The 14,601-nt window shown below is 63.5% G+C and carries 12 protein-coding genes and 1 pseudogene; all 13 read left to right on the top strand.

All coding sequences use genetic code 11. From position 1 onward, the window contains the following. Positions 1–598: 598 nt before the first annotated feature. Positions 599–784, top strand: coding sequence for a Flp family type IVb pilin (locus RMO81_RS05040; RefSeq protein ID WP_310474668.1), 186 nt, complete (start codon positions 599–601; stop codon positions 782–784). A 427-nt stretch (positions 785–1,211) separates the two neighbouring features. Next, a complete protein-coding gene (gene cpaB, locus RMO81_RS05035; protein ID WP_310474667.1) occupies positions 1,212–2,096 on the top strand; it encodes a Flp pilus assembly protein CpaB in 885 nt (294 codons plus the stop codon). Continuing rightward, positions 2,093–3,475 carry a type II and III secretion system protein family protein gene (locus RMO81_RS05030; protein WP_310474666.1) on the top strand — a complete coding sequence of 461 codons (1,383 nt, stop codon included), beginning with the start codon at positions 2,093–2,095 and terminating at the stop codon, positions 3,473–3,475. Before cpaB ends, RMO81_RS05030 begins: the two co-directional genes overlap by 4 nt. Positions 3,476–3,478: 3 nt before the next feature. Beyond that, positions 3,479–3,793, top strand: a complete 315-nt coding sequence (locus RMO81_RS05025) for a hypothetical protein (protein ID WP_310474665.1) — start codon at positions 3,479–3,481, stop codon at positions 3,791–3,793. Further along, a complete protein-coding gene (locus RMO81_RS05020) occupies positions 3,793–5,019 on the top strand; it encodes an AAA family ATPase (RefSeq protein WP_310474664.1) in 1,227 nt (408 codons plus the stop codon). Before RMO81_RS05025 ends, RMO81_RS05020 begins: the two co-directional genes overlap by 1 nt. After that, on the top strand, positions 5,016–6,422 hold the full coding sequence (locus RMO81_RS05015; protein ID WP_310474663.1) for a CpaF family protein: 1,407 nt from the start codon (positions 5,016–5,018) through the stop codon (positions 6,420–6,422). The genes RMO81_RS05020 and RMO81_RS05015 overlap by 4 nt, the downstream gene beginning before the upstream one ends. Before the next feature lies 1 nt (position 6,423). Then, complete coding sequence (locus RMO81_RS05010) at positions 6,424–7,425, top strand: type II secretion system F family protein (RefSeq protein ID WP_310474662.1); 1,002 nt, start codon at positions 6,424–6,426, stop codon at positions 7,423–7,425. Between the two features lie 5 nt (positions 7,426–7,430). After that, positions 7,431–8,420: a type II secretion system F family protein gene (locus RMO81_RS05005; protein ID WP_310474660.1), complete on the top strand. Its 990-nt coding sequence runs from the start codon at positions 7,431–7,433 to the stop codon at positions 8,418–8,420. Beyond that, positions 8,417–9,694 carry a tetratricopeptide repeat protein gene (locus RMO81_RS05000; RefSeq protein WP_310474659.1) on the top strand — a complete coding sequence of 426 codons (1,278 nt, stop codon included), beginning with the start codon at positions 8,417–8,419 and terminating at the stop codon, positions 9,692–9,694. The genes RMO81_RS05005 and RMO81_RS05000 overlap by 4 nt, the downstream gene beginning before the upstream one ends. Then, complete coding sequence (locus tag RMO81_RS04995; RefSeq protein WP_310474658.1) at positions 9,687–10,718, top strand: tetratricopeptide repeat protein; 1,032 nt, start codon at positions 9,687–9,689, stop codon at positions 10,716–10,718. The genes RMO81_RS05000 and RMO81_RS04995 overlap by 8 nt, the downstream gene beginning before the upstream one ends. A 13-nt stretch (positions 10,719–10,731) precedes the next feature. Next, the gene (locus RMO81_RS04990; RefSeq protein ID WP_310474657.1) at positions 10,732–11,217 is read left to right on the top strand and encodes a prepilin peptidase; all 486 of its coding nucleotides are present in this window, start codon (positions 10,732–10,734) and stop codon (positions 11,215–11,217) included. Between the two features lie 150 nt (positions 11,218–11,367). Further along, positions 11,368–14,211: a TonB-dependent receptor gene (locus RMO81_RS04985; protein WP_310474656.1), complete on the top strand. Its 2,844-nt coding sequence runs from the start codon at positions 11,368–11,370 to the stop codon at positions 14,209–14,211. A 60-nt stretch (positions 14,212–14,271) separates the two neighbouring features. Further along, positions 14,272–14,601: pseudogene (locus RMO81_RS04980) on the top strand (phosphoesterase); the annotation flags it as partial.

Below are 14,601 nucleotides of genomic sequence, written 5' to 3'. Positions count from 1 at the left end.
GCGAATCGCGCCGAACGGGCCTGATTCCACTCTGGACTGATTCGAATCGGCGGTCTGGCGATTCGTTTTCTGGGCCAGAATGGTGGTTAATTGGACTGTTCAACAAATTGGTCGCAGGGCGCGTGTCATTTTGGCCACACGGGTTTTTGTGACGGAATCCCCCCGAATTCGCCCTCGGAACGGCCATTTCGGGGCTTTTTTCCGCACTTAACAGGCCTCCCTAAGCCTTTGAAAACCATAAAAATTTACGATTCAGTGCGATTCCTAAGTTCTTGTTTCAATGGGGCAATTTTGGCACGCAAGTGTTATCAACCACTGTCGGCTTTAACTAGAGATAACGACGTGTAAATATTTACTAAAAAACGTAAACTATGATGAAAATCGACGTAATATAGACAAATTTTATAAACCAAATTCGATATTGTTCAAATCGTTACGGCGGTTTATTTAGATTGCGGGATATCGGCCGGAGGAAGCAGTGGTTTTCATCCGATCGGCGTCAACGGTCATCCCTCCCGTTCGCTCGTCTAAATGAGCGGGACCTTGCAAGAAACGGATCAGGGAAAATCCCGGTCCATTAACAGTGGGAAGAAAAACGATGATGAAGTTCCTGATCGCTCTGAAGGGCAACAAGTCCGGCGCCTCGGCTGCTGAATACGCTCTGATCGTTGCCGTGCTCGGCGGCTTCGTGGTTCTCGGCGCCACCGCTTTCGGTGGTTCGCTGCAGAGCGCCATGACGCAGACCGGTACGGCTCTCGACGCCGAAGCTTCGACCACCTTCTAATCCGGTTCTGGCCGGGGCGTTCGCGCCCCGGCCAGTTCTCCTGCCGCCAGTGTACAGGTGGCAGCGTTTCAGGCGGTTCCTGTTGTTCGGGCCTGAAGCAGATTTGGCAACGGTGACCGCAGCGCTTTCCTGTTCCGGTACCGTTCCCATCGAACAACGGGTGAATTTCAGGTGGCGGCTCTGGCCGTTGCCAGGGCGCGTTCCCGATGACGGGTAGCCCGCACGTGTAAAAGTAGCGTTCGGGCGTAACTGTCAAGCTGGACCGTTGTCTGGCCGTAACAGGGGTATTCAGCTGGTCGATCCGACCGGGCTGGAGACAGTTGCAAGAGGGGCGAGCTGTGCACATGCAGACGAAGGACAAGCCACGGTCGCTGATGGGTGCTGCATGCACCATCAAGCTTGACTGTGCCCACCGGGTGGCCCGCTGATGCGCCGCTCCTCCATCATCATGCTGATCGCCGCTGTCGCGCTGGGATTGATCGCGGTGCTGTTTGCCCGCACCTTCCTGAGCAGCGGTGACGACGCTGGTTCGCAAACCGCCGCTGTGCGCACCGTGCCTACGGTTGTTGCCGCTGCCGACATCAAATTTGGCGAAAAAATCAAACCTGAAATGGTCAAGGTGGTCGATTGGCCGGCCAACACCCTGCCCCAGGGCAGCTTCCAGCGCCTGGACGAGCTGACCATGGGCGCCGGCCGCACGGCCATGCGCCCGATCGTGGCGAATGAAATTCTCACCGAAAACTCGCTGGCCACTGGTGCCAATCGCTTGTCCACGGCGCAGTTGCTGGGCCCGCAGATGCGCGCAGTTTCGGTGCCGGTGAACGAGGTTTCGGGCGTGGGCGGTCTCGTCTTCCCCGGCGACCGTGTCGACGTGTTCATGACCCGTCAGCCCGAAGAAGCCATGCCCTATTCTGAACTGCTGGCCCAGGGCGCGCGCGTGCTGGCCGTGGGTTCCGACATGAATGTGGGCAAGGAAAAACCCGAACTCGTCAAGACCGCCACGCTGGAAGTGACGCCGCTGCAGGCCCAGAAGATCGCGCTGGCGGTCACGGTCGGTTCGCTCAATCTGGCGCTGCGCCACTTCAGCGATGAAAGCCGCATGCGTCTTCAGACAGCGCAAGTGATGGACTTGAATGATGGCACCATCACCCGCCTGGTGCGCAAACCCAATTCCGGTGGCGCGGCGCCGTCCGGCCCGCCGGCTCCGTCGGCCGGTAACAGTGGCCAGGCGCCGGTCGGCCCGGGCGTGGTTGTGATGCGTGGTACCAGCAATGGCACGACCTCCAGCTTTGAATCGGTGATCGGCAAATGATGCTTCGACCCCTTCTCGCCATTGGCCTCGCCGCTACGGCGCTGGCTGCTCCTGCCACTCAGGCCGCTGAAAGCAGCGTGGAGGCAGCCACCGGGCTGACGCTCAGCCTGCCCATCAACAAGTCGCAAACCCTGCGCGTGCCGCGGCCCTTTGCCCGCATCGCTGTCGGCAACGCCAAGATCGCCGATGTCAGCCCGGTCACCAACCGCGTGGCCTATCTGCTGGGCAAGGAAATCGGCACGACCAACCTGACGCTTTATGATGCCAAGGGCGGCGTGATCGCCGTGGTCGATGTGACGGTAACGCCGGACGCCATGGGCCTGAAACAGAAACTGGCGGAAGTGCTGCCCACCGAGAATCTGGGCGTACAGGTTGCCAACGACCGGCTGATCCTGTCGGGCACCGCCAGCAGTGCCGCCGCAGTGCAGCGCGCCATGACGATCGCCATGGCCTATGCACCGGACAAGGTCATCAACATGACCGGTGTCGGCACGGCCCAGCAGATCCTGCTGGAAGTGCGCTTTGCCGAAATGCAGCGCGGCACCGTCAAGGCGCTGGGCATCGACCAGGTTCAATTTGGCACGCAAAACGATGGCACGCTGGCCCGCACCAATGCGCAAGGCGTTGGCCCCGGCTTCGGCATCACCGGCACCTTTGGCGGCGCCTTCTCGATGCCGGGCTTCTCGTTCCGTTTCCAGGCGCTGGAGCGCCAGGGGCTGATCCGCACGCTGGCCCAGCCCAACATCATCGCGCTGTCGGGTGAAACCGCCAACTTCCTGGCGGGGGGTGAATTCCCGGTGCCGGTGGCTGTGACCCAGAACAATCAGATCGCCATTGAATTCAAACAGTTCGGGGTTGGCCTCGCTTTCACGCCCACCTTGCTGGAAGATGGCCTGATCAACCTGCTGGTGGCGCCGGAAGTTTCCAGCCTCGATCCGGCCGCCGGCCTGACGCTGGCCAATCTGCGTATTCCCGGCCTGAAGGTTCGCCGTGCGCGCACCACGCTGGAACTGCGCGACGGCCAGACCTTTGCGCTCGCGGGTCTGATCCAGAGCGATTTCCGCGATACCGTGAACGCCGTGCCGCTGTTGGGCAAAATCCCGATCATCGGCGCGCTGTTCCGTTCCAGCGACTTTGAACGGCAGGAAACCGAGCTGGTGATCCTGGTGACCCCGCGCATCGTGCGCCCAGTCGCGGCCGGCGCGGCTCTGCAGGTGCCCACCGATCGTGTTCTGGAACCCAGCGATACCGATTTCTTCCTGCTCGGCAAATCGGAACGCCGGATGAAGCCAGGCCTTGCCCTGCCTTTGCCCGGCCCGGCCAGTGCCATCAACAAGCCCGGCGGTGTTGCTGCCGAGCACGGACATATTGTGAGGTAAGCGATGTTCAAGATTGCAACATCCCTGCTGCTCGTTGCCCTGATGGTCAGCCTGGCAGCACCGGCGGCAGCCGACGACAAGGGCCTGGGCCTTGTCACGCAGAACAACATCGCGATGATGACGGTTGATCTCACGCCCAGCTATGCTGGTATCAAGATCGAAGGCGGCAATGGCATGCTGGCCGATACGGCCCTCACGCGTTATCGCACTGGCCAGGTCAAGCCGCTGCGCTCCTTGTCGGGCGAGTCCAAGCTTGGCGGCGGAAGCGCCACCGGAACCGATGCCCCAGTGAACCAGCAAGCCGCTGGTCCGCGCTGATGGCCCTGCTGGCGCGTCTTGCTGCCTTGGGCGGCCGCGACAAGGCGGAAGCCGAGCCGTCGGCTGATGCCGGTGATCTGCGGGTGACGCTGGTGGTGACGCCAGCGACGGCCGCCACCATCGATCCGTCGCATCTTGCGGGCCTGGGCGCCGCCATCCACGTGTTTGACGGCGGTCTCGACAAATTCTCGGTGAACGGGCCCTTGTTGCGCCGCACCGATCTGGTCGTGCTGGAAATCGATCCGAACAACGCCAATGAACTGGCCGCGCTGGAGGCCTTTGCTCTCAGCGTGGGTGCCCGCATCCCGGTGGTGGCGGCAGCGCATGATCTGACCATCACCACCACCCGGCGCTTGATGCGTTCCAGCGTGGCCGACGTGCTGCCAATCCCGTTCAGCCGCGAGGAACTGGCGCAGGCGCTGGATACCGGCCGCGAACGGCTGGGCCAGCTTCGCACCGGCGGCGGCCCGGCCCGCAGCGGCAACGTGATCGCGTTCCAGGGCGTGTTGGGCGGGATCGGAACCACCATGATTGCCACCCAGCTGGCGCAGATCTGGGCCGCCAACAAAAAAGTGTTGCTGATCGATCTTGATCTGCAGCGCGGCAATGCGGCGATGTACATGAATCTGAAGCCGCGGCTTTCGATTGCCGATCTTATCGAAGCCGATGACCGGTTGGACGCCGAGTTCCTCAAGATGGTGCTGGAACGCCACCAATCGGGTGCTTCGGTGATTTCCTCGCCGAACGACATGTCGGCACTGGATCTGGTGACGCCGGAGTTCATCGATCGCCTGCTGGATGTCGCCACCCAGAATTTCGATCTGGTGCTGCTGGATATGCCCGGCATCTGGATGGATTGGACGGCGATGGCCATTCAGAAGGCCGACCTTTTGCTGCTGATCTCCCACATGACCGTGTCGGGTGTGCAGCAAGGCCGTCGCCAGCTTGACGTCGCCGAAGCCAATGGCCTGGGCGACCGGGTGCGGGTGGTGATGAACCGGCTGATCCCCGGCATGTTCGGCAAATATGATCTGAGCGAAGCGGAATCGGCGCTGCGTGGCCGGGTGCATTTTGCCGTTGCCAATGATTTCCCCACCGTTTCGGCGGCGCAGGATGAAGGCCGCAGCCTGGGCCAGATCAAGATGAAATCGCGCATCGAAAAGGATCTGCGCGCCATGGCCGCGCAGATTGGTGACGAACTGGTCAGCATGGGGGCGATGGCATGATCTTCCCGACCCGCCGCAAGACCGGCGTCCCGGCTGACGCGGCCACAGATTCGCCCACGGTGAGCGTGCAGACCGCCACGCCGGTGGCCGCGCCGGCCCCGGTGGTCAGCATCAAGGATCGCCGCCGCGACGATTATACCGAACTGAAAGTGATGCTGCACCAGCAGCTGATCGACCGCATCAACCTGGCGGCGCTGGAAACCATGACGCGCGAGCAGATGCAGCGCGACATCGGCGACATCGTGCAGGAAATGCTGAAGGAGAATAACCAAGCCCTGAACGCCGCCGAACGGCGTCAGCTGGTGGAAGATATTCTCGACGAACTGCTTGGCCTGGGCCCGCTCGAACCGTTGCTGAAAGATCCGACCATCTCCGACATCATGGTCAACAGCGCCACCAAGGTGTTTGTGGAACGGCGCGGCCGCATCGAGGAAGTCGGCACGCGGTTCGCCAGCGACCAGCATCTGCTGCGCATCATCGGCAAGATCGTTTCCAACGTCGGCCGCCGCGTCGACGAAAGCTCGCCGATGGTCGATGCGCGCCTGCCCGATGGCAGCCGTATCAACGCCATCATTCCGCCGCTGGCCATCGACGGGCCCTGCCTTTCGATCCGCAAATTTCCGCCCAGCCGCACCAGCCTCGACAAGCTGGTTGAATATGGCTCGATGACCGAAGATTGCGCCACCATGCTTAAGGCAGTGGTGGCCAGCCGCCGCAACCTCATCGTGTCGGGGGGTACCGGTTCCGGCAAAACCACCATGCTCAACGCGCTGTCTGCCTCGATCGGCAGCCACGAACGCGTGGTGACCATCGAGGATTCGGCGGAACTGCAATTGCAGCAGAGCCACGTCGTGCGGCTTGAAACCCGTCCGTCCAACATCGAAGGCCGCGGCGAGGTCAACCAGCGCGATCTGGTCAAGAACGCGCTGCGTATGCGGCCGGATCGCGTCATCCTGGGCGAAATCCGGTCGGGCGAAGCCTTTGACATGCTGCAGGCGATGAACACCGGCCACGATGGTTCGATGACGACCCTGCACGCCAACACGCCGCGCGATGCGCTGTCGCGTCTGGAACAGATGATCGGCATGTCGGGCATCGATATCAGCCCGAAATCGGCGCGCGCCCAGATCGCTTCGGCGATCAACGTCGTGTGCCAGCTGGAACGCCTGCAGGATGGCAGCCGCCGTGTCACCTCGGTGGCCGAAATCACCGGCATGGAAGGTGAGATCATCCTGATGCAGGAAATCTTCAAGTTCGTGCGCGAAGGCGTCGATGAAATGGGCAAGGTCATCGGCGAAATGCGCCCGATGGGGGTGCGGCCCAAGTTCATGGAAATTCTGAAGTCGCGCGGTTTCGATCTGCCCAGCACCATGTTCGATCCCTTCAAGCGCAAGGAGGGTTGAAGTGCAGCTGCCATCGTTCATCGACCCCGAATTCGTTTTCTACGGCATCGTTTTTCTGGCCGTGGTGCTGCTGCTGGAAGGCGGCTTCATGTGGTACCGCGACAATTACGGCAACAAAAGGCGGGTTTCGAAGCGTATGGCGCTGATCGAGAGCGGGGCGTCATCGGAAGAGATGATCACCGCGCTGCGCCGGCAGACGACCGACGTGTCAAAGTCGTTGCTGCCGTCGCTCATCCGCTATCTCGACAGCCGCATGAACCAGGCCGGCGTCCGCATGAGCGCGCAGCGCATGCTCAGCTGGATGGGCACCGTCACGCTGCTGATCGGCTTCCTGTTCCCGCTGATCGGCGGCATCAGCGGCCAGATCACCTCTGCTGGCGGTGTTCTGCTGATCGTGTTGTTTGCCGGCGGCATCGGTATTGCCCTGCCCATCCTGTACCTCAACTATATCGCTGCCAGCCGCCTGAAAAAGATCGAGGCGCAGTTCCCGATTGCGCTGGATGTGCTGGTTCGTGGTTTGCGGGCGGGTTACCCAGTGTCGGGCGCGCTGGAACTGGTCGTCAACGAAATGCCTGATCCCCTGGCCTCGGAACTGGGCTTGGTGCTGGCTGAAATGAACTATGGCTCACCCCTGCGCGACGCGCTGGAGGGTTTTGCCAGTCGCGTGCAGACGCCGGATATCAACATGTTCGTGGTATCGGTGGCCATTCAAACTGAAACCGGCGGCAGCCTCGCCGAAATCCTCGACAGCCTGACGCGGGTGATCCGCGACCGGGCCGCGATGGTGCTCAAGGTTCGCGCGCTGGCCTCAGAAGGCAAGATGACCGGCGCATTGCTCACCGCCATGCCGATCATCACCTTTGTCGGCGTTTTCACGAGCCAGCCCAGTTTCTATCTCGATGTGGTTGGTGATCCCTGGTTCATGCCCGGTGTTTTGGGCGTGCTGTTCCTCTATGTTCTGGGTGTCGTGATCATGCGCCGCCTCATTTCGATCAAGGTGTAACGGCGATGGGCAGTGCAGCCATGGCGAACTGGATCGTGCTCGGGCTGGTGTTCGCGGCCGTGATGCTGGTCGTGCTGGCGCTGGCCCCGATGGTGCTGGGCCGTTCTGATATCAAGGGGCGTCTGGCCAGCCAGGGTGGTGGCGCGGCTGTCGATGACGGCCCGGGCAGCATCCGCAACGATCTGCTCACCTCGCGCTGGGCGCAGCTGCTGCACGAAATCGAAGCGCGCGGTCTCAGCCTGACCGACGATGCCTCGGGCAAGATCGCGGACAAGCTGCAGCGCGCCGGCTTTGATCAGCTCTGGGCGCCCCGCGCCTTTACGCTGGCCCGCGCCATCGGCACGCTGACTCTGCCCACGCTGGTGGTGTCCGTGCTGGCCGTCAGCGGCGACTGGCCGCCGCCGGTCAAGCTGTACATGATGCTGATGGGCGCTGCGGTTGCCGGCCTTTATCTGCCCGGCATCATCGTTGGCTCGCGCGCTGAAAACCGCGCCCAGGAAGTGCTGAACGGCTTCCCCGATACGCTCGATCTCATGCTGGTCTGCCTCGAAGCCGGGCTTGGCATCGATGCCGCCTTCAGCCGTGTCGGTTCCGAAATCGTTGGCTCGCACCCGCTGCTGGCCAAATTGTTCGGCCAGGTCAGCCTTGAACTGCGCGCCGGTCGCAGCCGCGAAGTGGCGCTGCGCATGCTGGCCAAGAAAAGCGGCGTGCCGGAAATCACCTCGTTCACCACGCTCATCATCCAATCCGACAAGCTGGGCGCATCGGTGGCGTCGGCGCTGCGCATCTATGCCGGCGAAATGCGCGAAGCCCGCCGGCTGCGTGCCGAAGAAAAAGCCCACAAGATCCCGGTTCTGCTGTCGATCCCGCTGGTGTGTTTCATGCTGCCCGTCATGGTGTCGGTGCTGATGCTGCCGGCCGCGATCGGCATGAAGAACCAGATGGCGCAGGTGGAAAAGCAGGAGCAATCCAACAAGGCGGCGAGGGGCAAATGAAACAGAAAACCGCGCTTCTTCTTGCGCTCGCCGGCTCGTCGCCGGCGCTGGCCGACGGCTTTGATTCAAAAGACATCCGGCCGCGCAACGATGGCCTGCCCAGCGGCACCGTCGCCAACAACCAGGATGAAACGGCTGCGCTGGCCGAAGGCCGCAGCCTGTTGGCGGCAGGCAACGCCGCGCAGGCGATTTCCGCGTTCCGTCAGGCGCTGGGCCAGAATTCTGGATCGGTGGCGGCCCTGAACGGCATCGCCATCGCTTATGATCGGCTGGGCCGCATCGATCTGTCCCGTCAGCATTTCGAAATGGCCCTCGCGCTCGAACCGGGCGCGGGCGATATCGCCTATAATCTGGGCTGGACCCTGCACCGGGCCGGCCAGCATCGCGACGCCATCGCATGGCTGCAGCGGGCCAGCAGCAGCGACGATGGCCGCGCCGCCACCGCCGCGCGCCGCGCCCTGTTGCTGGTGGCCGCTGCGCTGGAAAACGCTGCTATGGTGCCCACCATTGCGGCTGATGCGCCGGTGCGCGTTGCCAGCGCCCGTATCGACATGGCGAGCAGCGGCGAAGCCGTGCTGGTGTTGCCGAGCGCGATCAGCCATCCGGTCACGGCGCCACGTCTGGCGATCGCGCAGCGTGCCGGCGGCGTGCCGGTGGCCCGGATCAACGCCAGTCTGGCACTGTCCAACGCCGGCGAAATGCCGCTGCTGGCCGCACCGATCACGCTGGCCCCGATCACGCTGGCCCAAGAAAGTGCCGCAGCGCAGCAGGCCGCACCGGCGCTGATTGCGGCCAATCTCGACAATCTTGCCGCGCTCACCATCCCGATGGCAACGCTGTCGCTGGCCGAAGCGGCCCCGGCGATGGCGAACACGGCAGCCGTGTTGTTGCCGCAGGTGATCAATGTCACCGATGTGCCGCCGGATTTCAGCCAGTTGCTGGCCGCCGGTGATTCAGTGGCGCAGGTGCTGCTGCCGTCGTTCCAGCCGGCGCCGCTGCGCCTGCTCGATCTTGCAGCCTTGCCGGAACTGGCCACGGCCACGCCGCTGGCGCCGCGCCGTTTCCTGGCGCCGGCCGCTGTGGCGATCGACTGGCTGGCTGGCTTTGACGCCTCACGCTTTGCTGTCGCTGGCGAAGACCGCGCCTACATGCGCCTGGTGAACGCGCTTTCGGCCCAGGCCGATCCCGGTGCCGTCGACGACACGGACGCGGTGCGACTGGCGATTGCCCGGCTGGAAGCGCTGGTTGCCCGCATCGGAGCCTTGAGTGCCTGATGGCGCCGAGCCATTTGGCCAATCGCCCGAAACGATTGCGCCGCTTGCGTCGCCGACTGCCGATCGCGATGAGCTGTCAACGTCCAGCCCGACCCCGCTGTTCCAGCAGCTGCACCGATTGGCGTTCCTGATCCTGTTGGCGGCGCTGGCCACTGCGGTGGTTACCCCAGCCATGGGCCGACCAAAACCGCCAAAGCCCGTCGCTGATATGGCTGCCACGCTGGTGCAGCCCACCCCGCCGCCCGGCCCCGAGGCGCTGGCCATGCTGGATGCCGCCATCGCCGAAGGTCGGCTCGACAATGCCCGCGCCCTGCTGGCACCGATGTGGGCAAGTGGCGTTCCCGATGTGCAATTGCGCGCAGCTGAACTGGCGTTGGCTGGTGACAGCCTGCCCGAAGCCGCCGAAGCCTTCACCGGGCTGATCGACGGCCCGCTGGCGGCAGTGGCGCGCCAGGGCCTGGGCATCATCCGCCTGCGCGAAGGCAAGGAAGCCGAAGCGCGTCCGCTGCTGGAACAGGCCGTGGCAGCCGATCCCGGTCTGGCCCGCGCCTGGAATGCGCTGGGCGTGCTGGCCGACAAGGCGCGCGACTGGCCGGCGGCCGATGTGGCGTATGGCAAGGCGGTGGCCGCAGCCCCGCAAGATGCCGGCATCCTGGCCAATCGCGGCTGGTCGCACTTGCTGCGCGGCCACCACGAAGCGGCCGAACGTGATCTGGTGGCCGCGCTGAAGCTGCAGCCGACGCTGAAGCCAGCGCGCACCAATCTGACGCTGGCCCGCGCCATGCAAGGCCGCTACCAGGAAGCCTTCCTGCTCAGCGACAAGACCAGCCTTGCCACTGATCTGAACACGGTGGGTTATGCCGCGATGATGCGCGGTGATCTCAGTGTGGCCGAAGCCTATCTCAACCGCGCCATGACGTTGAACCCGCAGTTCGACCGCGCCGCCTGGGCCAATCTGCAATATCTGGCCGAACTGAAGGCGCAGAAGCTGCGTGAACCCAGCGCCGGCGCGCCGCCCAGATGATGGTTGTTGCGGCATGACATTGGCTGATGCCGGTTTTTGGTTGATGGCGTTGTCGGTGCTGGCCAGTGCCGGCTTTGATCTGCGCACGTTTGAAATCCCCGATACCATCACCGTATTGATCATCATCGGCGCCGTGCTGTTCGGGCTGGGCACGCCGGGGTTCAACTGGGCCAGCCATGCGGCAGCCGGTGGCGCTTTCTTTGCCTTTGGCCTGCTGGCCTTTGCGCGTGGCTGGCTGGGCGGCGGCGATGTGAAGGTGATGACCGGCTGCGCCTGCTGGGCAACGCTGGGCACATTGGCGGCGCAGGTCGTGCTGATCGCCATTGCCGGCGGCATGTTGGCGCTGGTGTTGATGCTGCTGCGGCGCGGCCTGGCGCTGGCCGGCATCACCGGCGAAAATGCGCCGCGGCTGGTGCAGGTGGGGGCGGATCTGCCTTATGCCGTGGGCATTGCGGCCGGCATGGCCGTGTGGGGCTGGCGGTTTCTGCCGCTGCCCTGATCGGCGCGGTCTGTGGCCAAAGTGCATCGTCATGGTTTTGTAACGGCACGGCCATCGAACCGTCATCTGGCAGTAAACATGCCGTAACACTGGCTGCGTAGCGGCGCTCCTGTCTGCCGAACATCGGGTTCGGCGTAATGGGGCCTTGTCATGATCCTGAACCTGTCTGCACGCGGCACTGCTGCGCTTCGTCTTGCGCTGCTGGCCAGCCTGGCGGGTTCGCCTGCCATGGCGCAGGTGATGGCTGTGGCCGAACAGGCGGGCAGCGATCAGGCCGCCCCCACGCGCACCCGCGCCGGCGAAACCACCACAGCAGAAGACGGCGAGATCGTCGTTTCGGGTGAGCGCCCGATCCGCGAATCCGAACGCGCCGCGCTGCTGGTGCAGAAGAACAGCGACCAGCTGGTCAGCGTGCTCTCTGCCGACAGCGTGGGCCGCCTGCCCGATCAGAACATCGCCCAGGCCGTGTCCCGCCTGCCCGGCGTCGCCGTACAGCGCGATCAAGGCCAGGCCCGTTACGTCAACCTGCGCGGCGCGCCGCTGAACTGGACCACGCTCAGCTTCGACGGCATCAACGTCATCTCGCCGGAAGGCCGTGATGCGCGCTTTGATTCCATCCCGTCGGCCATCGCCACGCAGGTGATCGTGCGCAAGGCCGTGACGCCCGACATGACCGCCGAAACAATTGCCGGCAACATCAACGTGATCACGCGTTCGGCCTTTGATTACAAGGGCCTGCACGTGCAGGGCCGCGCCGGCATCGGCACGGTCGATCTGGGCGGCGGCACCGAATATGAAGCCACTGGCGTGATTTCGGATCGCTGGGAAACCGGCATCGGTGAAATCGGCGCCGTGCTGTCGGGCAGCTTTTACGAACGCACCATGGCCACCGACAACACCGAAACCGATTGGGAAACGGTGAGCCGCGATCTGCGCCCGATCACCGGCGATGCCGCCAACACGCTGGTTGATACCGCCGGCGGCCCGCGCCGGGTGTGGGCGCGTGAAACCGAAAACAAGCTCTATCGCCTGACCCGCCGCAACTACAGCGTGTCGGGCCGGCTGGAATGGGCGCCGGACAGCGACAACAAGATGTTTGTGACGTCGATCTATTCGGCATTCACCGACGACGAGCTGCGGTCCAACTATATCTTCGATCTGGACGATCAGGAAGGCCGCGTGCCCAACCTGAACACCGCCTGCGCCAACAGCGTGCTGGCTCCCAACACCACCGGCTATGCCGATGCCTGCGTCAACAGTCCGTTCCGCGGCACCGTGCATGGGATCGACATCGCCTCCAACCTTACGTCGCGCGAATTCCGCCAATCCGTTTTCATCAACACCATCGGCGGCGACCACAAGTTCGATGGCTGGACGGTGAGCTGGCGCGGCAACTACACCCAGTCCAAGGATGATCGCAGCGTTCCTGCGCAGTTGAATTATGACAGCCCCGGCTTTGGCAGCAATGGCGCCACCGCCACCAGCCGCCCAACCGTGTTCTATGATCTCACTGATCCGCAGGCCCAGCGCGTCGAACTGTATCGCACGCTGCGCGCCGCCGATGGCACGCTGTCGCGCGGTGACCGGGTGCAATCGATCGCCGATTTCCCCACCTCGCTCAGCCGCGTGCGCTCCACGCGCGCCATCGACACCACGGATGCCTATACCGGCCGCATCGACATTGCCCGCGAAACCGAGTTCCTGGGCAACACCAAGTTCAGCGTTGGCCTGCAGTATGACAACCGCGTCAAGGAAGTCGATGAACGCCTGCTGGATGTGAACAGCAGCGCCACCTTCAACGGCGTCAACATCTTCACCCAGGCCAATCTGCCGCTCAGCCCGGCCGCGGTGAGCATCCCTGATCCTTACAAGGGCCAGCTGCCGCTGGGGTATAGCTTCCCCTATTTCGGCAAGCAGAACATCATCGACGTGGTCCGCGCGGTGGAGCCGTTCTCCAGCTTCAACTTCAACAACAACAATTATTACAAGGTCGCCGAAGAAGTGTGGTCGGGCTATGCCATGGCCGTCACCAAGCTGGATTGGGGCAGCATCATTTATGGTGCCCGCTTTGAACATGTGACCAACGAAGCCACCGCCTTCCGCGCCCTCACCGCTGGCGGCCCGGTCACCACGCTCAACACCATCAACCGCGATTTCACCCAGATCTATCCCAGCCTGCACATCAACTGGAACGCCACCGAAGAGATGAAGGTGCGGCTGTCGTTCAATACCGGTGCGGCCCGCCCGGATTATCCGGTGCTGCGTCCCAACTTCACCTTCAACGATGCCAACATGACCGTTTCGGGCGGCAACCCGGATGCCAAGCCGGAACAGACCCGCGGCGTTGATCTCTATTGGGAATATTATCCGCGTCGCGGCGGCTTCTTCATGGTGGGTGCCCACTACAAGGATGTGCGCGACGTGCTGTTCGGCTCCACCCGCCAGTTCGGGCTGGATGTGCTGAATTCGGGCGGCGTCAACCGGGCGGATTATGTCTTCTCCACCACGCTCAACGGCGGTTCCGGCAAGGTCTATGGCGTCGAAGCCGCAGCCCAGCTGCAGCTCGACAATTTCCTGAGCGACGATCATTGGTGGGGCGGCTTCGGCATCCAGGCCAACGCCTCGCTCAACCGCAGCGAAGCCTTCGCCCCGAACGGCGACAAGGTGCGCTTCCCCGGCACGTCGGATGTGGTGCTGAACGTTGGCCCCTATTACGAGAAATATGGCTTCTCGGCCCGCGTGTCCTATCAGTATCGTTCCGCCTGGATCGATGGCCTGGGTGAACCGGGCGTGGGCGGCGATTTCTATTGGGCTGCCGATGGCGAGCTGGATGTGTCGGCGCGCTATGCCATCACCAAGAATTTCGAAGTCTATGCCGACTTGTCGAACCTCTTGAATGGCCCCGGCCGGCGCTTCGTGGGCAACGATGCCCGCACCACCGAGCGCGAAACCTTCGGTCGTCGCTACACCGGCGGCATCCGCGTCACCTATTGATCGTGCCTCACGCCCGCCGCAGCCCCGTGCTGCGGCGGGACACTCGAACGGAGCGGCTCCATGCGCTTGATCATTCTGGCGGCTGGGGCCGCTCTGTTTGCGTCTCCGGCCCTTGCCCACGGCGCCCATGGCGGGCTTGCCGCCCGCTATCACAACACGCCCACCGCCGGCGCCATCCCGGCCAAGGGCCGGCAATGGCTGGCCGGCGATCACCATATCCACAGTGAATATAGCGCTGATTACGAACCCGATCCGGCCAGCCCGCAAACCGCGCCGATCCCGCTGCTCGGCAAGGATGGCCGCTATGCGATTCGGAAAAATGCCGAGATGGCCCGGCAGTTCGGCCTGCGCTGGATGGTGAGCACCGATCATGGCGGGCCGAACCACAGC

This window comes from Sandarakinorhabdus sp. (assembly GCF_031422795.1).
Taxonomy (GTDB): domain Bacteria; phylum Pseudomonadota; class Alphaproteobacteria; order Sphingomonadales; family Sphingomonadaceae; genus Sandarakinorhabdus.
The sequence above is the reverse complement of the archived record's forward strand: the minus strand, read 5'-3'. Positions and strand labels throughout refer to the sequence as shown.